General features: G+C 63.6%; 23 protein-coding genes, 2 tRNA genes and 1 pseudogene. 1 reads left to right on the top strand and 25 read right to left on the bottom strand.

The window, feature by feature from the left end; all coding sequences use genetic code 11:
* Entirely contained in the window at positions 1 to 612 is a 612-nt protein-coding gene (locus BLT40_RS03955) for an SLOG domain-containing protein (protein WP_090351547.1), read from the top strand.
* 227 nt (positions 613 to 839) lie between these two features.
* Here BLT40_RS03955 and BLT40_RS03950 read toward each other — a convergent pair whose 3' ends face one another.
* The 25 genes and pseudogenes from BLT40_RS03950 to BLT40_RS03835 all read right to left on the bottom strand — a co-directional run bounded on the left by BLT40_RS03950 (position 840) and on the right by BLT40_RS03835 (position 24,843).
* The gene (locus tag BLT40_RS03950) at positions 840 to 1,361 is read right to left on the bottom strand and encodes a toll/interleukin-1 receptor domain-containing protein (protein WP_090352519.1); all 522 of its coding nucleotides are present in this window, start codon (positions 1,359 to 1,361) and stop codon (positions 840 to 842) included.
* Positions 1,362 to 1,634: 273 nt separating this feature from the next.
* A complete protein-coding gene (locus tag BLT40_RS03945) occupies positions 1,635 to 2,111 on the bottom strand; it encodes a TIR domain-containing protein (protein ID WP_090351544.1) in 477 nt (158 codons plus the stop codon).
* A 1,350-nt stretch (positions 2,112 to 3,461) separates the two neighbouring features.
* On the bottom strand, positions 3,462 to 5,105 hold the full coding sequence (locus BLT40_RS03940) for a DUF6119 family protein (protein WP_090351541.1): 1,644 nt from the start codon (positions 5,103 to 5,105) through the stop codon (positions 3,462 to 3,464).
* A gap of 886 nt (positions 5,106 to 5,991) precedes the next feature.
* Positions 5,992 to 6,081: transfer RNA gene (locus BLT40_RS03935), tRNA-Ser, on the bottom strand.
* 71 nt (positions 6,082 to 6,152) lie between these two features.
* Positions 6,153 to 6,313 (bottom strand) — tRNA-Ser (locus BLT40_RS20195).
* 306 nt (positions 6,314 to 6,619) lie between these two features.
* Positions 6,620 to 7,900, bottom strand: coding sequence for a serine--tRNA ligase (gene serS / locus BLT40_RS03930; RefSeq protein WP_090351538.1), 1,281 nt, complete (start codon positions 7,898 to 7,900; stop codon positions 6,620 to 6,622).
* Positions 7,901 to 8,059: 159 nt separating this feature from the next.
* Entirely contained in the window at positions 8,060 to 8,560 is a 501-nt protein-coding gene (locus tag BLT40_RS03925) for a YciE/YciF ferroxidase family protein (protein ID WP_036112688.1), read from the bottom strand.
* A 141-nt stretch (positions 8,561 to 8,701) separates the two neighbouring features.
* Positions 8,702 to 9,586, bottom strand: a complete 885-nt coding sequence (locus tag BLT40_RS03920; RefSeq protein WP_090351535.1) for an MBL fold metallo-hydrolase — start codon at positions 9,584 to 9,586, stop codon at positions 8,702 to 8,704.
* Positions 9,587 to 9,589: 3 nt separating this feature from the next.
* On the bottom strand, positions 9,590 to 9,916 hold the full coding sequence (locus tag BLT40_RS03915) for a hypothetical protein (RefSeq protein ID WP_036112685.1): 327 nt from the start codon (positions 9,914 to 9,916) through the stop codon (positions 9,590 to 9,592).
* Positions 9,913 to 10,242 (bottom strand): hypothetical protein, encoded by a 330-nt coding sequence (locus BLT40_RS03910; RefSeq protein WP_036112683.1) that lies wholly within the window; start codon positions 10,240 to 10,242, stop codon positions 9,913 to 9,915. Before BLT40_RS03910 ends, BLT40_RS03915 begins: the two co-directional genes overlap by 4 nt.
* Positions 10,243 to 10,261: 19 nt before the next feature.
* Positions 10,262 to 10,660 carry a hypothetical protein gene (locus tag BLT40_RS03905; RefSeq protein WP_090351533.1) on the bottom strand — a complete coding sequence of 133 codons (399 nt, stop codon included), beginning with the start codon at positions 10,658 to 10,660 and terminating at the stop codon, positions 10,262 to 10,264.
* Positions 10,661 to 10,862: 202 nt separating this feature from the next.
* Positions 10,863 to 11,303, bottom strand: coding sequence for a hypothetical protein (locus BLT40_RS03900; RefSeq protein ID WP_090351531.1), 441 nt, complete (start codon positions 11,301 to 11,303; stop codon positions 10,863 to 10,865).
* 6 nt (positions 11,304 to 11,309) lie between these two features.
* Positions 11,310 to 11,570 (bottom strand): hypothetical protein, encoded by a 261-nt coding sequence (locus tag BLT40_RS03895; RefSeq protein ID WP_036112678.1) that lies wholly within the window; start codon positions 11,568 to 11,570, stop codon positions 11,310 to 11,312.
* 162 nt (positions 11,571 to 11,732) lie between these two features.
* Positions 11,733 to 12,350 (bottom strand): annotated as a pseudogene (locus BLT40_RS03890) (DUF2589 domain-containing protein); the annotation flags it as partial.
* A gap of 69 nt (positions 12,351 to 12,419) precedes the next feature.
* Positions 12,420 to 12,941, bottom strand: a complete 522-nt coding sequence (locus BLT40_RS03885; protein ID WP_090351528.1) for a DUF2589 domain-containing protein — start codon at positions 12,939 to 12,941, stop codon at positions 12,420 to 12,422.
* Between the two features lie 3 nt (positions 12,942 to 12,944).
* On the bottom strand, positions 12,945 to 13,505 hold the full coding sequence (locus BLT40_RS03880; protein ID WP_090351526.1) for a glycoside hydrolase family 108 protein: 561 nt from the start codon (positions 13,503 to 13,505) through the stop codon (positions 12,945 to 12,947).
* A 117-nt stretch (positions 13,506 to 13,622) separates the two neighbouring features.
* Complete coding sequence (locus BLT40_RS03875; RefSeq protein WP_051943560.1) at positions 13,623 to 14,276, bottom strand: response regulator; 654 nt, start codon at positions 14,274 to 14,276, stop codon at positions 13,623 to 13,625.
* A gap of 314 nt (positions 14,277 to 14,590) precedes the next feature.
* Positions 14,591 to 16,132, bottom strand: coding sequence for a cation:proton antiporter (locus BLT40_RS03870; protein ID WP_090351522.1), 1,542 nt, complete (start codon positions 16,130 to 16,132; stop codon positions 14,591 to 14,593).
* A 137-nt stretch (positions 16,133 to 16,269) separates the two neighbouring features.
* The gene (locus BLT40_RS03865; RefSeq protein ID WP_090351520.1) at positions 16,270 to 16,866 is read right to left on the bottom strand and encodes a hypothetical protein; all 597 of its coding nucleotides are present in this window, start codon (positions 16,864 to 16,866) and stop codon (positions 16,270 to 16,272) included.
* Between the two features lie 79 nt (positions 16,867 to 16,945).
* The gene (gene yidA, locus BLT40_RS03860; protein WP_079520295.1) at positions 16,946 to 17,761 is read right to left on the bottom strand and encodes a sugar-phosphatase; all 816 of its coding nucleotides are present in this window, start codon (positions 17,759 to 17,761) and stop codon (positions 16,946 to 16,948) included.
* A 93-nt stretch (positions 17,762 to 17,854) separates the two neighbouring features.
* A complete protein-coding gene (locus BLT40_RS03855) occupies positions 17,855 to 19,183 on the bottom strand; it encodes a replication-associated recombination protein A (RefSeq protein ID WP_090351515.1) in 1,329 nt (442 codons plus the stop codon).
* Between the two features lie 76 nt (positions 19,184 to 19,259).
* Complete coding sequence (locus BLT40_RS03850) at positions 19,260 to 20,633, bottom strand: DUF3999 family protein (protein WP_176809089.1); 1,374 nt, start codon at positions 20,631 to 20,633, stop codon at positions 19,260 to 19,262.
* The gene (locus tag BLT40_RS03845) at positions 20,623 to 23,451 is read right to left on the bottom strand and encodes a DUF2339 domain-containing protein (protein WP_090351509.1); all 2,829 of its coding nucleotides are present in this window, start codon (positions 23,449 to 23,451) and stop codon (positions 20,623 to 20,625) included. The genes BLT40_RS03850 and BLT40_RS03845 overlap by 11 nt, the downstream gene beginning before the upstream one ends.
* 281 nt (positions 23,452 to 23,732) lie before the next feature.
* Complete coding sequence (gene lolA / locus BLT40_RS03840) at positions 23,733 to 24,383, bottom strand: outer membrane lipoprotein periplasmic chaperone LolA (RefSeq protein ID WP_036112657.1); 651 nt, start codon at positions 24,381 to 24,383, stop codon at positions 23,733 to 23,735.
* A gap of 31 nt (positions 24,384 to 24,414) precedes the next feature.
* The gene (locus BLT40_RS03835) at positions 24,415 to 24,843 is read right to left on the bottom strand and encodes a hypothetical protein (RefSeq protein ID WP_036112654.1); all 429 of its coding nucleotides are present in this window, start codon (positions 24,841 to 24,843) and stop codon (positions 24,415 to 24,417) included.
* Between the last annotated feature and the right edge of the window lie 5 nt (positions 24,844 to 24,848).

The following is a 24,848-nucleotide window of genomic DNA, read 5'->3' as shown; positions in this document are numbered from 1 at the left end:
ATGACGGGTTCGATATTTCTCTCGGCCGGCGTGCCCGACCCCCGTCGCAGCGCGGAGTTTGCACGGACCGCGCGGCCTGTGGCCATTAGTTCAGCCGTTGCCGGCCTGATTCACGTCGCCCTTGGGCGCCGGGTCATCGTGTGGGGCGGCCAACCGGCCATCACCCCCATGGTTTGGGTGGTCGCCGAGGCCATGGGCATGGAATACGGGCGCTGGGTGCACCTGTACCAGTCGCGTTTTTTCCAGGACGATTTCCCGGACGACAACAAGCGCTACCAGAACGTCACCTATACTGCGGCAGTCGACGGCAACAAAGACGCAAGCCTGCTTGCGATGCGCCGACAGATGCTCAGCGAAAACAGCTTTGACGCGGCGGTTTTCATTGGCGGGATGGATGGCATCATCGATGAGTTCCGGCTGTTTCGCGAACTCCAACCGCATGCCAAAGTCATCCCGATCGTGTCAGCCGGCGGCGCGACGGCGACCCTGGAAAGCCCCGAGGGCCGGTGGCCTGAAGACCTGTCGACCGATCTGGACTACATTGCGCTGTTTCATCGGCAGCTTGGCGTTGATGTAACCGAAGAGAGAACGAACGGCCCTTTGGTCAAGTGACCGGAGCGCCTACCCCGAAGGACTGACGCGTCCCGTCTGCTCCGTCCTTTCTGTCGCGACGAAAACCCGCAAGCCGCCACAAGTGTCGCGCCCATTTGCGCCGCCACGAAGTGGCCATTGTGCGCGGTGGCAATGACCCCGTGAAAGAATTCGTTAACACTTGCGCCGGAAACACCCCTATAGACAGCAGAGTCTTCTTTGTCCGAATCCCTTACGAGCCTTCGGCGTTACGACTTTGAAGTGTACTGATACCATGCGCCTGTATTTGCAAACTCGCGCAGTGGCTTCCAGTGCTTGCCGATCCTCTCGACGAACACATCACTGTCTCCGGTGTCTGAATAGAAGTCGTTTCGGACGACGGCGTAAAGACCGAGGTATTCTTGGCCCGGAAAGCCGTCCGTCTGCCGCTCAACCACCGGCAGTATGGCAACTGCGGCGTCGCCCTTCTTTCCGTCGAAGTAGCCCAGTTCCCACGGCATCCACTTAGAAGCCGCGGCATTGGCGGAAGCGACGTAGATGAGGCCCTTGCACTGCCCCATGCGCTTTCGCAGTGTCTCGGCCGTTTCCGCATTGACCTTGGCGCGGTCGAGCTGGGTGTCCACAATCCAGTCGACGTATACGCTCATGCCCTGACCTTCCAGCAGGGACTTAATGCCAAGGATGACTTCCGCGTCCTTGCTCGAATGGGAGAGGAATACGTCGAACCTGTCGCCGTTCCCGACGGCTGCCGATTCAATCAGGGATTCCATGCTCGCCCGCGCTCCGTAGCGCTGTCTTGCCGCGTTACGGACTTCGTCAAACGTGAAATAACTAGCCATTCTGCCCTTCCATCTGCGAGAAAACTCATTTGCCAAAAGGTCGGCACCTCTCCGCCCACTCGCTGAACAAGGGGCCTAACCAGCCCTGCTCAACTCGCCTGATCCGGTCGCAGAGCCAAGGACCGGCCAGCCCTCGCCAGACAATGATCCCAGTCAAAGGCCTGACGCTGTGGGCCACGTAGAAGCGGCGTCGTGTAGCTCACATTAACGCTGGGCCATGGCGGCCTTTATCCACTTTTCGATGTTGGCCTCAATGTCGTTATAGGCATCCGAGGCCTTCGGCTCAAACACGGGCGGCTTAACCGTTGCACCGGCTGGCGTCTTGAACGTGACGGTGCCAAGGGGATTTGCACCCTTCGTGCTAACACCTTCGTTTCCAGACTTGAGATTGTGGATATAAATGCCAAGCAGCGGTTTTTCGAGTTCGAGCGCACGCTGGATTTCGTATTTGACCCATGGTCGCATAGAAGTTTCGGACCCGATGAGTACGACAACGGCGTCGACGTCCTTCATCTGGTCATCGATCCATTTCTCCACGCCCTTGTCTTTGCGCTTGAGTTCCTCCCAGGTGTTGGGCTCGACCGGCACATCGCCGCTGATGACGCCCATGTTGCGAATCAGCTGCACACGCATGACATCGTTGGCAAAGTGAAAGCTGTAAAACACATCCGGCTTGCTCATTGTTTCGTCCTTTTCATGAATACGAAGCTGTCTTGGCGTCTTGACACAGGTCGCAAAAAATCCGAGCCGCAAGGCCCAGCCCGGAAGCGTGAGACCGCAATGACGTTCATCATACCGATTGGGCGGCCGGCGACAAGGCATAAAACCGGAAGAACCGCAGGTTATTTGCAGGGTCGGATGTTGCAAGCATTTGTGTAGCGATATTCCCACATAAAATTCTGGCGACCGATTGGATTTTGACGCCGCACAGCAAGCGGGAAATCAGTGCTTGTATCCGTGAATACCAGGAATAACATCGCGGCCATTCTTTGCCTTGCAGTTCCGCATGGAGAGAAGCATGTCGTACACGGCAAAAATGATCCACACCATGCCCGGCGCATTTTTGTTCCTCGATAGTCAGTCCGGTCCGGTGCAGGAGTTGGGCAGTGACCCCTTCTCAGTCATCAGTAGCGTTTCGAAGTGGACTGAACAGTGAAGCCGTCCTACCAGGGAGACCGTTTTGTCATGAAAAAAAACAAGTGCAGTAAAGAGCAGATCGCCTTCGCCCCCCCGCCAAGTGAAGACTGGGACGGGCATCACCGAGGTCTACCGAAAGACGGGCATCGGAGAGACCACTTATTTGAACTGGAAGAAGAAATACGGTGATTGGGCATGCCCGAGCTTCAACGACTGCGGAAACTTGACGAACTTCGGGCGCGCATCCGAAGAGCCATTCGCTCCGACTAACGTTGGACCGCAGTGGTCGCCCGGCGAGCAACACCCCCACCGAACTCAACCGATGAATCCCGTGCAAGGAGCGCACCTATCATGGGTTTCCTCGTATTGTTGGTCGCCCTTGGCGCCTTAGTTGTGACCCGTAGGCCGCGCTGGCAGTTGGTTGTGGGCGCCACGCTTGGTCTAAGCATTTGGCTGCTTGCCGCGTTTCTCGATGTCGCATCAGGATGGGGCGTTGGAGGACTGCTCAATGCGGCAGCCGTAGGTGCGGTACTTGCACCGCGCTTTCTTGGGCCCGTAGCGACAAGCGGCGACCAACTCTCTCGTTCGAGACCACGTATGGCCATGACATCCTTGCCGTCGACAACGCCGGCCGGGTCTGGGTTTACGACACGAGCGGCGAGGTCTTTATTCTGGAGCGTTCAGATGTCTTGAAATGGACGTATCGCCACCTTGGAAATGGGAAATATCGAGCGCGGAACCGTATTGACCTTCGGACAAGACCGACCGATGTTCACCGCGCTCTTCGACCGGCATCCAGAAACCGCATTGGGCGCACCGCACAACTCCCGAGAGGGCGAAGAAAATGGTATGCAACGTTGTCAGCCTTGCTCCAGCAGGCTCTTTCAAGGCGGCTTAAGCCGCCTTCTTAACGAGGCGTTTTTTGCGTGCCTTCTTCGGTTTGACCTTTTTGGTCAACGCAACCATCGGGTCACACTCGATTTTCGCCAGCATGACATTTCCATAGCCCCACTCGCGCAAACGCGCGCAAACGCTCTTCAAAACCACTTTGGCGAAGAATGGTAGATGGAGGCCCGGCTTTTGCGACTGACTGATGATGGCAAACACAATCGTGTAGTCGCTTACGTCCCGCGGAACATCTGTCGTCGCCCCGGTGGTCACGAGTTGGTGGGCCGTCCCTAGCTGCCCGTTCGCTAAGTCGAGATACCCGGCGTGGGACTTCAGCAGTTCGCCTGAGACCATGCCCTGGCTGAAAAGATGGCCGAGCACGCTGGAACTCCCATAGTGCTTGACGTGAATGAGTTCATGGCCACCATAAAGGTCGCAGAATTCGATTTTGTCATAGACCCCACCGACCTTCAGCATCTTCTTGTCCATCAAGGACCACGCGCCGTTGCCTTTGTCCACAGCATCCTTGTTGTAGTCGTCTTCATCCTTATGGGCGTAAATTGGCAGCGGCTTGGGATAGGCAGGCATGCCTTGAAACGCAAGGTCCACGGCTTGGACAAAGTCTGTATCCACTTCGAACCACCGCCCCGCTGACAGCACAAAAGAACCGTCCGGCGTTGTCATCTCACAATGCATACATCGATAGAGCGGCCAGCGCTCCAACACCTTTTCATCTTCATCAACGGACATCGCGTAGTGCTTCTTCAGAAAGTCGACCGTAGGAAGCTCGTCTGGATAGGCTTGAACGACGCCCGGCAGATGCAGGTCCGTGGAGACGCCCTCTTTAGGTGAGGTTGTGAACTTAAACCCGTCCACCAACGCCCAGTCGATAATGTCGGGCAGTGCCATCCAGCACTCGTCGGCGAGACCATTGTGCTTCCATGCCTCTGTGAGCTTCTCTACCAGCTTGGTGTCCAGCTCCTGGGCACGGTGCCCCCGTGGGTCGAGCTGGCGCACTTGGTCGACCCACGGGAAGTTTGCTTGGTAGGCATTAGAATTAAACTTTTTGAGGTATCGCCGGAGAAATCGCTTAAGGTCCGGCACTGCCGCGTCGGTGGTTACCGTTAGCGCATCAGCGCCCGCCATCCGTCGACCTAAATCCTCGTCGACCGGTTTTCCGACCAAACCACGGATGAGGTCGCGCTCGATGTCGACGCCAAAACTGAGTGCCGATGCTGCCTGGTTGGTCTGCACGCGACTGTTTTGGTCGTCCACAAATCGCCGCTTGTCGACGCTGCGTAGCGCGTCAGGCTCAATAGAATTGAGCGTGACAATGAGGCCAAATCGCTCTTCGTAGGCGTCGGGGTGAAGCAAAAAACGTCCCTGACCGAATGTCAGCGCAAACCAACGGCCGTCCACAGGCACGAGAAAGGCGGCAGACGACGACTGGACACTGCCCAGCTTTTTGCGGTCAACGTAAGCCTCAAACAACTTGGCCCATTTCGGCGAATCGGGTGTCGTGGCTTTAACGAACAGCGTTCCGTATTCCGAGGGCCCGTCAGCAATCTCGTGAACTGCCGCGCCCCCGACGACAGCATCGCCGGCTTTTTTTACCGTATCGCGCATCAAATAAATGGTGAACGTCGTCATGCTGCCCCCTCAGGCCATGGCCGCTGCTCGTTCGAGAGAACGATACGCCGGTAGGCCATTCTGCTCAACGGCTTACGCAATTTATGTAGGGGAATGCCTACAAACGCCTACTTCACCGTCTTGCAATTGGCGCAATTTCGGCAGATTTTGTCCTCTGGCTGTTGCTGCCTCATCTATAAGGTTGCCCACTCGAGTTTGAGCCCAACCTTCGGATTGATGCACAACGCTTGCTCACACAGGGCAATGGCATTCGACGCGTTATGCGTGGCGGATGACGCTCGATGTGGTCGATATAGCGCACTTGTTACATGTAATAGGTGAGTTCGCCGCAGCTTTAGCAGGGTCACGCGTTTTATCGCACAGCAAGGCACTTTCGAGGGTCAACAGATACTTTCGCGCGGCCTCGCGCATGGTGAGACCTGCCGCCGCCCGCAACACTCGGCCCATCGGATGAGCGGACGCGTCAACTTCTACGCGGACATCAGTAACTTGAGTGTATCCACCAGCACACGCAGGACCTCGACGGGCTTTGCGTTCTCTTTGTCAGAGTCGCCGTCGGTCGACAGGGTTAAGCTAAGCGGCGGCTGCTCTAACTTCCACGGCGCAATGTGCAGTGGATGCCTAGGGTCGTCAAGATTCTAAAAGACTGGGTCGGTGAGGGCTGGTTCTGCGATACCCGCGAACTCCTTGTCCCAAGACTGCGCTTGATCAAGCGCTGACGGAGCGTTACTTGAAGGTCTAACAGCACCTTTGCCGAAACTGAAGCATGCCGGTCGACGACCGAACCAAGTGATGAGGTAACCGCATTGAAGTCCAAGCGGGTGTCCACACGCCAAAACTGTTCATCGCAAGGAAAGTCCTTTCGTATCAGTCGCTTGGCTTATGCTGGCGGAGAGAGTGGGATTCGAACCCACGGTAGGCTTTCACCTACGGCAGTTTTCAAGACTGCTGCCTTAAACCACTCGGCCATCTCTCCGTATTGTATGAGGCGCTTTGCGCGTCTCGGATTCTACGCTAGCTCCGATCACCGTCGAGGTGGCTCGGACGCGGAGTGGGATTGTTCGCCGCTTCGCGACGAATCCCTCCCGTTGGTCGGGACCGCCCTTCGGGCGTCCTGCGGCGGCTTCGCCGCCTTGTCGAACCCACGGTAGGCTTTCACCTACGGCAGTTTTCAAGACTGCTGCCTTAAACCACTCGGCCATCTCTCCGTATTGTATGAGTCGCTTTGCGCGTCTCGAATTCTACGCTAGCTCCGATCACCGTCGAGGTGGCTCGGACGCCGAGTGGGATTGTTCGCCGCTTCGCGACGAATCCCTCCCGTTGGTCGGGACCGCCCTTCGGGCGTCCTGCGGCGGCTTCGCCGCCTTGTCGAACCCACGGTAGGCTCACACCTACGGCAGTTTTCAAGACTGCTGCCTTAAACCACTCGGCCATCTCTCCGTATTTTTACCGCACGCCACCAAGGCCTTGCACCCCAGCGGCGCGCCATTGTAACCGACCAACCCCCGGTCAGGTCACGCAATCGCTTCCAAACCCGCCATATAGGGCCTAAGCACCTCAGGCACCTCAATCGACCCATCCTTCCGCTGAAAATTCTCCATCACGGCGACCAGCGTCCGCCCCACAGCCAACCCCGACCCATTCAGCGTATGCACCAACTCCGGCTTCCCGGTCGCCGGATTCCGCCACCGGGCCTGCATCCGCCGCGCCTGGAAGTCCGTGCAATTCGAGCAGCTGCTGATCTCCCGATACGTGTTCTGCGAAGGCAACCAGACCTCCAGGTCGTACGTCTTCGCCGCCGCGAAGCCCATATCCCCCGTGCACAGCTGCACCTTCCGGTACGGCAGGCCCAGCTTCTGCAGGACCGTCTCGGCGTGCCCCACCATCTCCTCCAGCTGAGCCATGCTGGTCTCGGCGGTGGCGATCTGCACCATTTCGACCTTTTCGAACTGGTGCTGGCGGATCATGCCGCGGGTGTCGCGACCGTAGCTGCCGGCTTCGGCGCGGAAGCACATGGAATGGGCGGTCAGGCGCATGGGCAACTCGTCGGCTTCGACGATGCTCTCGCGGACCAGATTGGTCAGCGTCACTTCCGAGGTCGGGATGAGGTAGCGCTTCGCGTCGCCGATCTGGGTGGCGAACAGGTCCTCCTCGAACTTCGGCAGCTGGCTGGTGCCTTCCATCGCGGCGGGGTTCACGATCAGCGGCACGTTGTGCTCGAGGTATCCGTGCTGCGTGGTGTGCAGGTCGAGCATGAACTGGGCGAGCGCGCGGTGCAGGTGCGCGAGCTGGCCGCGCAGGACGGTGAAGCGCGCGCCGCTGAGCTTCGAGCCTGCGTCGCCGTCGAGCCAGCCGTGGCGGACGCCCAGGTCGACATGATCCTTGACCTCGAAGTCGAACGCGCGGGCGTGGCCCCAGCGGAGGATCTCAAGGTTGTCGTTCTCGTCCTTGCCGATGGGCACGGACTCGTCCGGCAGGTTGGGCAGGCCCAGCGAGATGTCGGCCAGCCTGGCCTGGACGTCGGCCAGGGCCTGTTCGTTGGCCTTGAGCTTGTCGCCGATGCCGGCGACCTCGGCCATCAGCGGGGCGACGTCTTCGCCCTTGCCCTTGGCCTGGCCGATCGCCTTGGAACGCGTGTTGCGCAGGTTCTGAAGCTCCTGGGTCTCGGTGGCGAGGGCCTTGCGCTCGGATTCGAGGCGCTCGATCGTGGCGACGTCGAGGTCGAAGTTCCGGGCGGCGCGCAGCCGTTCCGCCGTTTCGGCGAGTTTGCCGCGCAGGAGAGCAGGATCCAGCATGGGTCGGGTTCCGTGGGTGTTCGAACGGAGGATTATCGCAAATTCGGGGGGGCTCATGCCCGCCCGATGCCAGATCCTCGTCGAACCCCACCACTGGCGCCTCAGGGAAGGCGCCATCAGCCCGTCGATGACACGGGATATCCGTCCCGTGTCAGGTTATCAGGCGGCCTTTTCAGCCCGCATCTGCTTCGACAACTGCTCGGACAGCAGCGTCAGCTTCTCATCGGCCGCCTTCTCCTCAGCCAGCGTCGCGACGAGCAGCGGCACGGCATCGGTGTAGCCGAGCTGCTTGGCGAGCGCGATGAGGGTGCCGTAAGAGGCGATCTCATAATGCTCTACCTTGTTTCCGCCGCCGATCAGGGCGGCATCGCGCAGCGGACCTTCTTCGACGCCGTCGATCACTTCCTTGCCCTCTTCCACCAGCCCTTCCATCGCGGCGCACTTGATGCGCTTCAGACGGATACCCAGAAGCTCGACGACCTGATCGATGCGCTCGACCTGGCCCTGCGTTTCCTCAAGGTGAGACGTGAATGCTTCTTTGAGCTCCGGAGCCGTCGATGCACGTGCCAGTCGCGGCAGCGACTTGGTGAGTTGCTTCTCGGCGCTGTAGATATCGGACAGCTCGTGGATGAAGAGATCTTCGATGGTTTTGATAGTCATGGCGCTGTCTCCCGGATAAGACTTCCGAAACTAGCGCGATGGATGTTTGCGCGCACCGCAACGCGGGTGAAGAGAGCGAACACCTGAGTGAACGCCGCTCCCGAAAGCTACTTAGGTATCTCCACCCGTTGCCCGCAATGCTTACCAGGCCGACCCAGGAAACGCATCCAGCGGAATCCGCAGGTAACGCCGACCGTTAGCCTCAGGCTCCGGCAACCGCCCACCGCGCAGATTTACCTGCAACGCAGGCAACAGCAGCTTCGGCATGGGCAGCACCCTGTCCCGCCCGTGGCGCAACGCGATGAACCCAGCCTCATCCAGGCCGGCCACATGCGTGTTGGTGGCCAGTTGCTCGGCCACTGTACTTTCCCAGCGTGGGTCGCGGCCTCCCGGCTGGTAGTCATGTCCGGTGAACAACCGCGTCTCCGGCGGCAGCGACAGGATCCGCTGGATCGAATGCCACAGCACGCTCGCATCGCCGCCGGGAAAATCCGCCCGCGCACTGCCGCTGTCCGGCATGAACAGCGTATCCGCGACGATCGCCGCGTCGCCGATCACGTACGTCACCGATGGCGCGGTGTGACCCGGCGACGAGATCACGCGGGCCTCCAGCGAGCCGATGGAAAACGTATCGCCCTCGTCGAACAACCGGTCCCAGTAACGCCCGTCCAGCTGATCCAGGGGCAACCCGTAGATCTCGCCCCAGATGCGCTGCACATCCAGTACGCCGGATCCCATCGCCATCGGCGCACCGGTCTTCGACGACAGATAGGCCGTGGCCGAGAAATGGTCCGCATGCGGATGCGTGTCGAGAATCCACTCGACCGTGAGCCCCTGCGACGCCACCGCATCGAGCAAGGCGTCGGCGGACGTCGTCGCGACGGAGCCCGACTTCTCGTCGAAGTCGAGCACCGGATCGATGATGGCGCAATGCTTCGTGACCGGATCGGCGACGATGTATTGCACCGTGCCCGTCCGCGGCTCCCAGAACCCCTGGACGTGCGGTCTGGATGTGTCGGTGTTCATGGATCACTCCTTGCGTGCGACGCCCTCGCGCTGCAGAGGAGTCCATTGTAGACGACGACCGACCGAGCGCCAGAACGTCGCGCCGAGCATTACGGCGAGGCCGATGTTGACCACGACCTCGCCCGGCCAGACGTTGCCGTAGCTGATGTCCTGAAAACCGATCCGGTCCGCCACGATGCCAAGGATGTTGGCAAAGGCACCGGCGGCGATACAGGCGTGACACGTGCGGTTGATGCGCCGCAGGCTGAGATCGGTCAGCAGCCAGCAGGCCGAGACCATGATGACCGCACTGCAGGCAAGGTCGGTGTAAAGAAAGAAAAGTGCGTTCACGGGTTATCGCCTCCGGCGATACGGTCGATGACGCGGTTGGCCAGTGTTTCACCGCGCGAGTCGATCAGTCGCTGCACGATCATCGTCAGGCGTAAACCGAAACAACCGATGAGAAAAGAGACGCCGGCGTGTACCTCCGCCGGCGAGTCGGGAAGAAAACGCCGCTCCAGCGCGGGCCCCAGGAAGATCGCCATCATCGCCCCGCATACCACCTGGACGACGGCCCGCTTGCGCGATGCCTCGTTGCCAAGCGCCACAGGCAGGATGGCGCCGCCCACGGCCGCCAGCAGCAGCCAGAAACGGGTGAAGAGAACCACGGAATCCATGATGGCGACCTCGCTGTGGTCAGGGGGACGTGACCGGAGCCAGACGGCCGTGCCATGTCGAGCGCGGACCGTCGAAGACCAGATCCAGCTCACGTTTCGGCTCGGCGGCTACCTTGATTCGAAGATCGTGATTCAACACGCCGTCGCAGAACCTGCCGCCGTTGACCGATGGGGCGAAGCGATAGATAAACGTGTCGCCGTCGGCCTTCAGAAATCGGGCCGGCACGTCGCACGACAGCGGCTCGTTGAAATGCAGCCTGACCAGCTGCGGTGCAAACGTAAGCCGCAATGCGACATCGGAGTTTGCCTGCTGGATAAGGCCTTGCCATACCCCCTGGGGCTCGGCGGCGACGGCCAGGGTCGGCAGCGCCGCGATGAGAGCGGCAAGGCTCAGGCACTTCATGGTGTTCAGATGCATCGTGATCTCCTTACATGTTGGGTGGTGGGCTCACGCTACCGAGCAAGCCACACCGCGAAGCCGGCTAAGCCGGCAAGAAACAGAACGTATGCCGTGACCCGTACGGCGCTGCGGCCGCGACGCGACCGTGGAGCAACCTCGGTACTGGCGATCAGGGCGCTTTGCCAGGCAGTCGACACGCGCAGGCCGGAGAGTCTGTCCATCACGACGCCCCGGCATGCGACACGACGACCGGACGTCCATCGAGCGACACGTCGGCCCGCCAGGCGTCGGCGGCACGAAAGCGGATCACCATGCGGTGCAGGGGGCATCGCCGGAACCAGCGAGGCGGGGGTGGATTCATGTCGATGATCAGTGCATCGGCCGCACCGCGCACCCGCTCGTAGCGCAGGCGACAGTCGAACGCGACCGACAGTTCGGTGACCTGCGGCAGGCGCGGATCGCGGAACCAGCTCATCGGTATCACCACGGGATCCAGCGTCGCATCGTCGCGGGGACCGCGCGGAATATCCACGTGCAATGCCTCGTTTCCGGCAAGGTCGTGTTCGTAATGTAAGCCTCGGCGACGGCGCAGACCGTCATTGGCCGCCTCCACGGAAACACGCAACGCGAACAACAACTGATCGAAGCTGCACTCGGCCATGGCACCCTACCCCTCGGTCATCCACGACGGCTTCCGCGGAAAGCCCACGTGGTAGCAAAGCCACTGCAGCACGACCTGATGCTCGCCGACCTGCAGAATGGTGAAACTCTTTTCCGTCCCGATGATCGAGCCCTTCGGCGAATCGGTGAGGCAGCGATTGAGCAAGGCGCGCGCTTCTTCCACCTGCGCCTCGGTACTCATCTGGTTGGGGTTGTCGCTGCCGACAACCACACGCTTGACGAACTTGACGTCAGTCAGATCGAACATCCCTGGGTCTCCTGGAGAGAATCGCGACGGCCTTGCGGACGCCGCGACTCGAGGTGTGGAACAAACCGCTTACGGACCCGGGCCCGGACCCGTTGCCGGAGCCGGAGCCGGCGCCGGAATGGCCGCGGGTGCGATCTTGGTCTTCTTCGGCAAGGCGTTACCCGGCACGGCCACCGGCGCGCCGACCTTGCGCGGCGCGCAGGCGGTCTGCAGGATGTCCAGCACGCGCGACAGGCCTTCCGGCATGCCACCGTCTTCCGCGTGTACTTCGACGTGATAACGCGCCGAGTTGTCGGACTTGCGGGTGTTTTCCTTGTGGGTGGCGACCGAACCGGACACCTTGGCGGAGGCCTTGAAGATGCCCCAGCCGATCGACATCTCGGCGCTGAACTCGCCCTTCTTGTCTTCGCTTTCGGTGCTGCTGAAAGACGACTTCACTTCCATGTCGAAGGTGATGTCGACCTTGGTGATGCTGAGGCTGGGCACCTTGACGATGGCCAGCAGCGGCACCACGATCTCGACGTCTTCCTCGGCGGTGCCGCCCTGGACATTGGGATCGTCGACGGGACGCTTGAAGCGGAACGTGGCGGTACGGGTATCGCCCACGCCATTGGGATCGTTCGCGGCCGGCGGCAGAAAGCCGATGACCTTGATGAAATCCGCGGTGGCCTGGGCCAGCTTGACCTGCGCTTCGCAGGCGGCGCTGAGCGGCGAACCGATCAGGTCGCCCATGGGCAGACCCTTGAACTGACTCGACATGTTGACGAGTTCGTCAGCCATGATGTGACTCCTGGTGAGATGTGACGCGACACGCGGAATGCGCGTCGCGGTTCAGCGCGACCGACGTGTTCAGTCGCCCGGCTTGAACGTCTTGAAGACCCCCTGGGTCTGCGCGAGGTGATTCATCAGCCGCGACGCGCCGTCGGTCGGCTCGCTGCCTTCCACGCGCAGCACCACGTGCACGGACCCGCCGCGACGATCGCTGCCACCGACCGAGGGATCGACCCGCAGGTGGGGGCGCGACGCGGCGCTCGCCCCCTTCCAGCCGGGCTCATGGGGCGCGTCGTCACCCGGTGGGTCGCCCTCGATCAGCGGACCGAGGTCCGCGTCGAAGGTGATCTCGACATCCTTGATGCGCAGCACGTTGGTCGAGACCAGGGGAAGGATCGGCGCGCGATACAGGTCTTCATCGTCCTCGCCGGCCTGCGGATGCAGGGACGGCATGCGGATGACGACGCTCTTGGGCCGGTTGTCCTCATCGAAAAAATCGCTGAGGTGGGAGATCTGGTGTTGCTCGATGCGGTCCTGCGCATCGACCACCGCGCCCGCGATGGCTTCGATCAGGGTATTGAGCGAGGTCTGCGCGGCCATGGCTCAGGGACCTCCCGTGGCGGCTTGCGGCAGATCGGGAAACGAGTCGACGCGGTTGAGCCAGCCTTTCAGGAACTTGCCCAGCCCCGGCCGCTGGGCGACGAGGTTCTTGTAGTAGTCCTTGCGCCCCTGCTTGTACGCGGTGTAAACCGCGACGTTGTCGACCTTGCCCAGCGCGGCGAGCGTACCGGCACCGATGGCGCCATCGACCGCGATTTGTGGGGTCACACCCTGCGCATTGAGCACGCGCTGGAGCAGCCTGGATGCGTTGCCACCGGCGTTGACCTGAAAGTCGAAGACGATGTTCGCCAGATCCTGCAGCGCGATCTCGTCGCCGCGCACCTTGTCCCAGTACAACGCCTTGTAGATCCTGCCCGCGTCCGCGTCGCTCAGCGCACGCAAGTTATCGAGCGTGGGCTCGACACCGAGAAGACGTTTGGCGCACTGCTGAAACGTGCCCAACGTGATGCCTTTGTTGGTCGCGCCGCCCGGATCCGCAGGGTCGTTGACGAAACCTCCCTCATGTCTGAGTAACGTGGGGAAGAAGCTGTTGAAGTCGGCCATGGTGTGAGCTCCTGAAAAGACGCGGTGGCGTCCGTGGAGTCACTATCCGTGGGTGGTGGCAATGGCGGCATCGGCAAAACACTGAATCGCGCGGCCGCCGTTGCTGACCTGCGGGACTCACGGATCGAGCGTGGTGAGTCCTTCGCGCAAGGCGTATCGCGTGAGCTGCGCGATGCCGTTGATGCCCAGTTTCGCCATGATGTGTTCCCGGTGCGTGCCGACGGTCTTGATGCTGACGTGCAATCGCTCGGAAATGTCGCGTGCACTGAGCCCTTCGGCGAACAGCTGGGTGATTTCGCGCTCGCGCGCACTCAGCGCTCCGGTCGTCGCAAACGACGGTCCATCCTGGCGACGCAGACCATCCACCAGCAGATGCCCTATGTCCGGACTGATGAAGTAACGCTGGCGCATCACCGTATCGATCGCCTCACGTAGCACGTCGAAGCCGTCGCGCTTCAGCACGTAACCGTGGGCGCCCGCGTCGAAGGCGGCGCGTACCCATCGGGAGTCCTCGTAGCCGGAAAGGCAGAGAAGCCGGGTTTGTGGACAGCGCGGTGCGATCCGCCGGATCGCTTCCAGACCACTGAGTCCGCGCATGGCACAGTCGAAGACGATCAGTCCTGGCTGCTGTCGCAACGCCAGACGCACGCAGTCGCGACCGTCCGCGGTACTGCCGATGACCTGGTAGCGCGTGGAGTGACTCAGCAGCGCCGCCACGCCGTCGCGCAACAGCGCCTGCTCGTCCGCAAGCAGGACCGGCACGGGCATCATGCGAGCCGCCCACGGCAAAAGCCGCCATCGATGGCGGTGAAATGATGCTGCGAATCCATCGTCGGTCCCCCGATTGACTACCCTTACCGGCGGACGCTTCGCTGCCGGCTGGCGGCCACGGGTGCTCCCGGTGGCCGCGCCACGACGGCACGGCCGCAGCGTGCCGTCGCGTACACGGGGTCGGGTTTGGGACGCAGGTAATCGCCAGGCATGACACGATCCGGTCGGTGGAAGGAGTGGTCACGGTATGTCGTGACGCCCCACCAGCCGTATCGGCCAAATGCTGATTTTTCGAGCCGAAGCCGCTGCGGCGGCTAAGCCGTACCGATGCGCGTCGCTTCCGGCGGAAGCACGGTCAGTTCCCGCCAGTCGAGTTGCTCGAGCAGGAAGTTGTAATCGTCGTCGCTGAGCTGAAATTCCAGACGGCAGCGTTCGAGCTCCGCCCGCTGCGCGGCGATGGCGGCGAGCGACAAGGCACAGTGCCGCTGATGCGCATCGCCGCGTGGCGGCTCGTCCAGCGCGTCGACCTCGATGCGGAACAGCGCCGCCAGCCGCGCGCCCTCTTCACTGGCTTCGTCCTCCAGCCGATGCAGGGCTGCCCGGGCCAGACCGCGACGGACCGCGACGAGCTCGCGCTCGGTCACCGCGCGATGATCCAGCCCCAGCAGCCGAATCATCGGCGCGAGGGTAAGCCCCTGCACCACCAGCGTGGCCAGCACCACGCCGAAGGCGGCGAGAACCACCGTGTCCCGCTGCGGGAAGTCCGCCGGCAGGATGAACGCCGTCGCCAGCGTCACCAGCCCGCGCATACCGCACCACCCGGCCAGCGTGGCCTGCCGCCAGGTGGCGGGCTCCTCCCGTCCCGAACGACGGCGGTACCACGCCACCGCGCGATTGAAGCCCAGCGCGACGACCAGCCGGACGAACACGACGATGGCGATCACCAGCCCGGTGAAGGCGAGCGCGTGGCGCAGGTGCTCGCCGCTCATGTCGCCGATGATCCGCCGCGCCTGCAGGCCCATCAGCAGGAAGGCGAGCACATTGAGCACGAACACCACGACGTTCCACACCGCGTACGACTGCACGCGCATGCGCGGCGAGGTCGGTCGCGCCGTACGCGACGCGAGCGTCATCGCCAGCGCCACCACGGCGAGCACGGGCGATACGTGAAGGTGCTCGGCGATGATCCAGACCAGGAAGGTGTTGACGAACTGCAGCAGGTTACTGTCCAGCGCGCCCGTGACGAGCCGGCTCATGTACGGCATCAGCCAGGCGGCGACCATGCCGAACAACACACCGCCGGGCGCCGCCAGTGCGAATCCGCCGACCTGGGCCGCCGTGAGTCCGCCGGACATCTGCGCGGTCAGCGCGGCGCTGAACAGCAACAGCGCGGCCGCGTCGTTGAACAGACTCTCGCCGCGCAGGATCGCGTCGGTGGCGCGTGGAATCGCCATGCCGGAAAGTATCGCCGTGGCCGCCGCCGCGTCCGGCGGCGCCACGATCGCACCGAGCACCAGCGCCGCGGCGATTGGCAGGCCCGCGAACACCCAGCCCACCCACGCGACCAGCAGGGCCGTGATAAGCACCCCGCCGAGCGCGAAGATGACCAGCGGGATCCAGAAGCGCCTGGCGGTGGTCACGGGGAAGTCGAACGCCGCATCCATCAGCGCCGGCGCGATGAATAAGGGCAAGGCCGTCCGCGGATCGATCGGAAAGTCCGGCGCCCCTGGCAGCAACGCCACGCCCACGCCCGCCAGTGCCAGCATCGACGGATACGGCAACGACAGATGCCGCGCCACCTGCAGCAACACGATGGCCGCCAGCAGCAGCAGAAGAAGGCTTTCGAATAACGTCACGGGCGAGACTTCCCCAAGTCGGTCCGCGCAGGCTACCGGGCAATAACGCTCTTGGGTAGGAGTCGGACTTGCTGGCGGTAGCGGGTGCCTTGGTCAGCTGTTCTTCGTGCGACTTGGGTCGCGCGCGGGGCGCGCTCCTACAACGGGCCGGTGGGATCCGGGCGTGCTGGCGATACCCCCCGCCTCAACCACCATCCGATAGAGGCACCCGCCAGCAACCACCCGAACGCGGTCTCCAGCAGCGAACCCACCGTGAACGCATCGGGAAACCGGTACCAGTTCCAGTAGGGCACGCTGATCGACAACCAGCTGAAGACGCCCATCGCCAGGCCAAGCACCAATCCGCGCGTCACGCCCACCCCGGCGCGGAGCATCACCAGGGCGAGAATCCATGCCCCGAGCGTGTTCGTCAGCCATTGATGAAACAGGTTGCCGCCCATCTGCATGGAGTCGCGCCCATGCGGCTCGTAAACGATGAAAGCGAACGGGCTGGCCACCGCCTTCGCGGAGAACGCGGCGCGGGCCTTTTCATCGTCCGCGGCACCCCTGTCGAAGTGCGGCAGCACATAGATACCAGCCTCGGCCGGCAGGCCTTGCTTCAGGGAAGCAATCACCCTGTCTTCGTCCAGTGGCGCCCGCATGGACATCTCGCCCAGCGGTAACACCATGTGCGCGAACGCACCCCAGAGAAACATCACGAGACCACCGATCAGCGTTGCCATCGCGATACGCATGAGCCGTCTCCACCCGGGCTGTTGGTCCGAGCGTACGACTCGTCAACGCACGATGGTAGTGGCTTTCGGCAGGGGTTCTTCAGTGCCTGTCGAGCACGTATCGCTCGATGGCGACGGCCACGCCGTCCTCGTTGTTACTGGTCGTGACGTGGTTCGCCACGGCCTTCACGGTGTCGATCGCGTTGCCCATCGCCACGCCGACGCCCGCGAACTCCAGCATGACCAGATCGTTTTCCTGATCGCCGATCGCCATGATGCGATCGCTGGGGACACCCAGGTGCGCGGCCAGCGTGGCCAGCGCCCTGCCCTTGCCCGCGTCCGGATGCAGGATCTCGAGGAAGTCGTAGGCGCTCTTGACCACCGTGTAACGCTCCGTCAGTTCCGGCGGCATATTGGCGATGGCGCGATCGAGCACGGGACCGTCATCCACCATCATAAACTTCCGGAAGCGCCACGCCGGGTCCAGCTGTTCGATGGATCGGTAAAGCAACGGCGTGCGTGAGATGTACGCGTCGCGCACGGTATGCGAGCTGATGTCCGCGTTCGGCGTCATCATGCTGCGCTCGTACAGTGCGTGAAAGTGCACGCCCAGGTCGCGCGAGACTTCTTCGCAATAGATGAAATCGTCATAGCCCAGGGTAGTCTCGGCGATGATTTTCGTGCCCGCGGCGTTCTGCACGACCGCACCGTTGAAGGTGACGCAGTAGTCGCCCTCCCCGTTCATGCCGAGCTCCGCGAGGTATTCCTCGACACCCGAGAAAGGCCGGCCGGTAGCCAGCACGATGCGGATACCCCGGGCCCGGGCCGCCGTGATGGCCTGCTTTACCCGCGGCGTGATTTCGTGCGCGGCGTTCAACAGCGTGCCATCCATGTCGATGGCAATCAGATCGATCATCGGGGAAAGTCTCAGCGGGGATGCACCGTATCGTACCGCAATGCAGCAAATACCGTCCGTAGCGTCGCCAGGACTCCCGTGACAGCGGCAGAACTACTTCCGCGTCCGGGCGTCAGCACGCGCGGCGCGTAACGCCTCCAGCTTTTCGCGCAGTTTCGTTTCCAGTCCGCGATCGACCGGCTCATAAAAGGTCGTCCCCACTAGTTCATCGGGCAGGCACTGCTGATCAAGCGCGATACCGCCTTCGACGTCATGGTCGTACTGATAACCGGTGCCGTAACCCAGCCCCTTCATCAGCTTGGTCGGCGCGTTGCGCAGATGCATCGGCACGTCGAGCGTGCCCATCTGCTTCACGGTGGCCCTGGCCTTGTTGTACGCCATGTAAGCTGCGTTGCTCTTCGGCGAAATGGCCAGCCAGATCGCCAGCTGTGCCAGGCCCAGCTCGCCCTCAGGACTGCCGAGGCGCTCGTAGGTATCCCACGCATCCAGCGCCATGCGCCACGCGCGCGGCTCGGCCAGACCCACATCTTCCACCGCCATCCGCGTCATGCGCCGGGCCAGATACAGCGGATCGCAGCCCCCGTCGAGCATGCGCGTCAGCCAGTAAACGGCGGCATCCGGATCGGACGAGCGCACGGATTTATGCAGGGCCGAGATCTGGTCGTAGAACTGCTCGCCGCTCTTGTCGAAACGACGCGTGCGATCCGCCAGCACCTGCTCCAGCGTCGCATCGTCGATCCGGCCGTTTTCGGCGAGCTCGGCGGCGATTTCCAGCAAGGTAAGCGCACGACGTACATCGCCATCGGCGGCACTGGCGATGAGTTTCAGCGACGCTTCGTCGACATCGAGTTCGAGATCGCCCAGACCGCGTTCCTTGTCGGCCAGCGCGCGATGCAATGCGGCCACGATATCGTCCGGGCTCACCGCGTCCAGCACGTGCACACGGCACCGTGAGAGCAACGCGGAGTTGAGCTCGAACGACGGGTTCTCGGTGGTCGCGCCGACGAAGATGATCACGCCCCGCTCGATATGCGGCAGGAAGGCGTCCTGCTGGGCTTTGTTGAAGCGATGCACCTCGTCGACGAACAGGACGGTGCGGCGCCCCTGCGCGAAGTTGCCTTCCGCCTCCGCGAGCGCCTTTCGCACGTCCGGCAGGCCGCTCATGACAGCGGAAATGGCGCGGAAGTCGGCGTCGGCGTACCGGGCGACCAGAAGGGCCAGCGTGGTCTTGCCACACCCCGGCGGCCCCCACAGGATCATCGAATGGACCTTGCCTGCCTCCAGCGCACGGCGCAGCGGCTTACCCTCGCCCGCCACCCGCTGCTGCCCCACTATCTCGTCGAGGGCACGCGGACGCATACGCTCGGCCAGGGGCTTCAGCGCTTCGGGTTCGGCAAAAAGGCCGGGGGACTGAAAAGACATGGGACTCGCGGGAGGGGGTGAAATCCCATTATCGCGCGTCGGGCGTGCAGATGCGCTCAAGGCCTCGGAGCCGCCCTCAACGCTCGTCCTTGCCCTTGCCCTCGTCCTCGCCACCCGCCTTCGGCTTCCGCAGCAAACTGCCCGCCATCCCTACAATTAAACCCGCCCCCAGCAACAACACCACCCAGAGCAAAGGCCGGGTCCAGTCGAATGGCGCGGCCGGCGAACTCAGCGCCTCGCGTCCGCCCAGCTCCTGTCCGGGACCCAGTGTCGTTTCGTCAGGGCGCCACGCCGCGCCTTCGCTCTTACGCAAGGCCGTCACCGCATCGCCCACGGGCCACGCCGGACGCCGCTCGCGCGCACTGCCCACCAGCAACCGATACGGCCCCTTGCCTTCGGGCAGGAAGACGAAGCGATCCGGCCGCCAGCCCACCGACAGATGCGGCGCTTCGCGCAGCGGCGTCGCCGAATGCAGACGCAGCAGATCGCGACGACGTGCATTCACCTCGAGCGGCCGACGACCTTCCGTACCATCCGGGGTGACGACGAGCGTGCCCAGCGCCTCGCTGCTCATCGTGCCCTCGACCGCCGATGCATCAAGACGGGCCACGCTGTCGCTCTTCCCCAGCGTGACGCGCACGGAGTTCACCGGCAACGCGGCCGGCAAGCGATAGTCGTAATCGACGCCCTGCCCGCTGCTCTTCGTGTCGCCGACGGGAACATCCAGCCAGAGCAGCTTCGCTTCGTCCTTCGCCGCCGCGTCTTCGACACTTCCCGACAAGGTGACGGACGACGTGCCGTCGACCGCCCACGGTGCTTCGCCACTCATCACACGCACGCGGTAGTAACGCGCCGGCGAACCGGACAGCTTGATCACGCGCGCATCCACCGCGCCATCGCCCTTGCCGAGCGTCACGATCGACGCGCCGCGCACGCGCGTGTTCCAGTCCTGCAAGTCGTTACTGGTATCGACGTCGACGCCGAGGTTGACGTCGTGGTCGATCGCCGCAAACTCCAGGCGCTCCGGCGCGATCGCCGAGCGCGCGTCGAACAGCCAGACGCGCGGCGTGGCGGTCGGCGCCACCGGACCCGGCTCGATTACGATATCGCCGTTGGTGCTGCGCTGGATGCGCGCACCAGGCACGCCATCCACGGCGGCGGGCACCGCGCGCAACGGCGCATCGAGCGTCACGGGATGCGAGGTCGGCGCAGCGGCGGTATACGGGCCGGCGGCGACCTGCCGCCCCTCCGCATCGACCACGACGACATTGGCGAGCCCGGCATCGCGCGATGCCCAGGCGTACGCGTCCTGAGGCAGTTCGACGAGGTAGGCCTTGCCACCCTGCGGCGCGACGATCGGCCACGCATAGGCGAATGCCTCGGGCGCCTCGGCACGGGCGCCCGTGGCGAACAGACCAAGAACAAGTAGACAACCCACATCACGACGCATGCGGTGACTCCGGAGCGATGACCGCGCCCTCTTTGGGCGGCGCGGGAGCGAGATAGCCGATAACCGTGCACAGCAGGCCATAGGCGATGAAGGACGCGATGCCGAACAGGTTGCCCAGATGTCCGCGATCCACCAGCAGCAGCTTCAGCAGCACCACCGCCATCGTGCCCGCACCGGCCATCCACAGCAGGCGCTGGCCGCGACGCGAACCGAGCACCCAGGCGACGACGCCGATCACGCTCCAGACCACGGTGAGCGAGAGTTCGGCAAGACTGGACGAAGGCATCGACGAATCCCACGGCACGCCGCCAAGGTGATGCACGGCGCGCAGCGTCATGCTGGTCGCGACGATGAAGAAGGCGACCGCGAGCGCAGCGGGCCGCGTGCGCCTGATCGCCGGCGGAACGGCCTCGTCGGAAATCGCACGTGCGGTAAACAGAAGCACCGCGATGAGCAGAAGATCCAGCGGATTGAGGACGGGAACGAAGGGCAACGGCTGCGGGCTGCCCGCGGCGGTGAGTGCGATCAGACCGACGACGGCCATCGCCAGCACCATCGCGCCCCCGACACTGACGCGGATTTCGCGCAGGTAAATCGCCAGTGGCGACGCAAGCAGACGAGGCCACCACATCGTGATTGCCACGATTAACAGGGTCGGCACCGAACAGGCGACGATCTGCCAGCCCTGCCCCACGCCCGCCACATGATCCAGCGCAAGCCCGATGGACAAGGTGAACAGGGCCAGCCAGCGAAGCCACCAGACGGTGCTGGTCGCCACGGCGGCGACACGGTGCGTACCTTCGCCGCGCATCGCGAGCCAGCCGGTCACCGCCATGACGATGACCGCACCCAGGGGCCAGCCGGCGAGCCATTGCACTCGCTCGTTGGCGCCTTGCAGCACGATCAGCAGCGAGAACAGGAAGGAAAGCGGCACCGAGAACGCCAGCACCGCGCCGAGATCCAGCTTGCGTGCCCGCGGGCAGGCTTCCGCGAGCAACCAGCCGGTCACGCCGACCAGCGCGAGCCACGCGGCATCCACGTTCGTCGGGATGCCTGTGTCACCGGTATCGCGCACGAATCGCCCGATTTCATTGCCGAAACCCACGAACCACCATAGGCCCGCCCAGAGCAGGAGACCGACGCGCGCGAGACTGGAAACGCCCCGGGACGTGCCATGCCGATCGAACTGCCATACGCCCACAGCCGCGCCGACGACGAGCAGCAAGCTGCCGATGAACTCGGGATTGAGGAAGGCGGTGTCCCCGTAGCGTGTGCGGAACGCGAGAGCCAGGCACCAGGCCACGCCAGCGACAAGTTGCAGGAACACACCCGACCAGCGCGGCAGCCGACGTCCCTGCCGGAAGCCGAGCCAGATCAGGCCCGCGCCTTCGAGCGCGAAGACACTGGCGGTCACAGCGGCACTCAGCGCCAACGGCACCGCGATCGTCGCGAAGGCCACGGCCAGCACAGCCCAGGTTTCACGCAGCAGGTCCATATCCTCGCGCTTGCGGATGGCGAACGCGACGGCGATATAAAGGCCCGCGGCGATCAGCGCGGAGATGGCCAGCGGCATCGGTTCCCAGTCGAGCAACGCGCCCTGCAAGAGCAGGCTGGCGATCGGATTGCCGAACATCAGGCAGCCGTCGAGGATGACGCGGCGACCCTTCGGCGAGCGCAGCACGTGCAGCCACGGCACCACGAGAAAGAGCAGGAAGTGGAAGATGAGGAACGGCTCGGTGCTTTCGAACAGAGACGGGCTGTACTTCAGCACCCCCCAGGCCGTGCCGACCCCGAAGGTGGCGACGAAGCCGAGCACGTTGAGCACGCGCCACGCCTTTTTCCATGCGATGCCGAGAATGCCCAGGTTGAGCACCGCGTAATAGCTGAAAAGCGCGACGTGATTGCCCTGCCCCGACGACGCCATGATCGGCGCGGCGAAACCGGCGATCAGGCCGAGCACCGCCAGCGCCAGCGCATCCTGCAGCACCGCCAGCACACCCATACCCGCGACGAAGATCAGCAGCAGTGCGAAGGTTGGACCCGCATCGAGCAGACCATAAAGTCGGTACGCGGCGAACACGATCATCACCAGCACGCCCAGGCCGCCACCCTGCAAGGCCAGCCCGAACGAACGCCGCTTCTCGCGCTGAACCCAGCCGAACGCTACGCCAGCGATCGCCACCAGCGCCACGATGCTCAGCCGTACCGATACCGGTACCCGGAGCAAGCCGTTATCCGAGGCGTATTTCAGGAACGCGCCCACGCCGGCGATCAACACCAGCATGCCGACCTTCACCGGCACGTTACCCTCGGTAAACCAGCGCTTACCCGCCTCGATCCACCGATCGACCAGTGAAGGCCCGGCTGGCTCGACGGGCACGGAGGGCTCGCGGGGCACTGCCGGTTCACCCGATGTCCCCGGCTCCTGCGTGGCGCCAACCCTGTTAGCTATCGGGGCCTGCGAAATCGCCCCAGGCACCGACAAAGGCACCGGCGGCGGCCGTGAAGAAAACACCCCCGGCTGCCCCTCCGGTCCCGCGACAGGCACCGGAGGTCGCGGCACCCGCACCGGATGGGCGTCAGGCCAGTCCGCCGGCGTCAGTGGCTTCGGCGTCGCAGGCACTGGCGTCGCGGACGTTGACTCCGCCGCGGCCGCACTCACCGCATCCAGCCGTGTCCGCAGTGCATCCAGCTCATCGCGAAATTGCGACTGCCGCCCCAGTAACCAGCCGATGACAGCCCCCGCGACGGCGCCGGTCCACCCCTGATCGACAAGGGCGCCGATCACCGCGCAGACAATGGCCCAGATGACGTACATACCGTTGGTCTCTCCGTAACATCCTGTGTGACGGGCGGAGTCTGGCATGAATGCCAGACGTGTAGGAGCGCGCCCCGCGCGTGTAGGAGCGCGCCCCGCGCGTGTAGGAGCGCGCCCCGCGCATGTAGGAGCGCGCCCCGCGCGTGTAGGAGCGCGCCCCGCGCGCGAAAAGCCCACGGAGCGGTGAAGCCGCACCCTTCCTGCTTCCTCGCGCTGTTGGCTTTTCGCGCGCAGGGCGCGCTCCTACAGCGCGGGTCGCGTCCCGGAGGGGGTGATGCGCGTTATTTCACCGGCTGGGTCTGGAGCACCGGGGCGTCTCCGATCACATCGGTGCCCTGCGGGGGGACGAACTCGAACGTGCTGGCCGGGACGGCGGGATTCTTCTGCCATCCGGCGAACGAAATCTGCGTCGTGTTGCCGAGCTGATCCTTGAAGGCCATGCGCGCGAGGCCGCTGGCGTCGAACCCCAGGTCGGCAAAGTCGAACTGAGGGTCCTTCGACGTGGACTGCAGGCGTAGCCAGACCAGGCCGTCGTGCTCGCCCTGCTCGGTGACCTTGAAGTCCTTGTCCATCTGCGACAGGTCGGTCAGCACCGTGAGCGGGCTCTGGGCTTCCTCGCTGCTCTGCTTGCGCACCGTCACCTGCTCCAGGTCGGGGTCGTAGAGCCATACGCGGCTGCCGTCGGCGACGATCGTCTGCTTGTACGGCGCCGTGGTCTCCCAGCGGAACTGGCGCGGCGCCTGCAGCGCCAGCGTGCCGGAGCTGACCTTGCCCTGGTCGCCGTTGGCGTTGGCCAGGGTCTGGCTGAAACGGCCGGTCAGCGAGTGCAGGCCCTTCGAGAAGGCATCCAGGCGCTCGCGGGCCGCGCCGGTGGCGGCGAAAGTCGGCAGGCTGAGGAGGGACAGCGTCGCGGCGAGCAGGAGGCGTTTCATGGGATGTCTTCCGTAGGGTTCGGCGCGATTGTCAGCGATCGGTTTCGAACAGCGACTTAAGCATGTCGATGGCTTCTCCCGGCGAGATCTCGCCGGCCTCCATCTTCTCGCTGATGTCGGCGATGGCCTTACCGTCGCGGTGCCAGAAAGGCGCATCGCGGGTGGCCGTGTGTGCGGGGCGCGCTTCCTGACCCAGCACGACGATCTCGGCGATCTCGGTCTGTTCGGCGAAGATCACTTCCAGCGCGTCGTCGACCTCGGCGGTGTGTCCGCTCGGGTACTCGCGAGTGACGAAGCACGCGCGGCCGTCGTCGGCGCGCAGCTCCAGACCAGGGATGGACGGATTGAGTTCGAACACGCTCGTGACTTCGTCGAGCACCTCGGCCGTGGGCACGAGGTCGCCGGTGACGAGCAGGCTCCAGGGGCGCTGACGTAGCGCGCCCGGCTTCATGGTGTTCATGGGGC

The sequence above is a fragment of the Dyella sp. 333MFSha genome, assembly GCF_900102405.1.
Classification (GTDB): Bacteria; Pseudomonadota; Gammaproteobacteria; order Xanthomonadales; family Rhodanobacteraceae; genus Luteibacter; species Luteibacter mycovicinus.
This window is presented reverse-complemented; position numbering and strand designations above follow the sequence as displayed.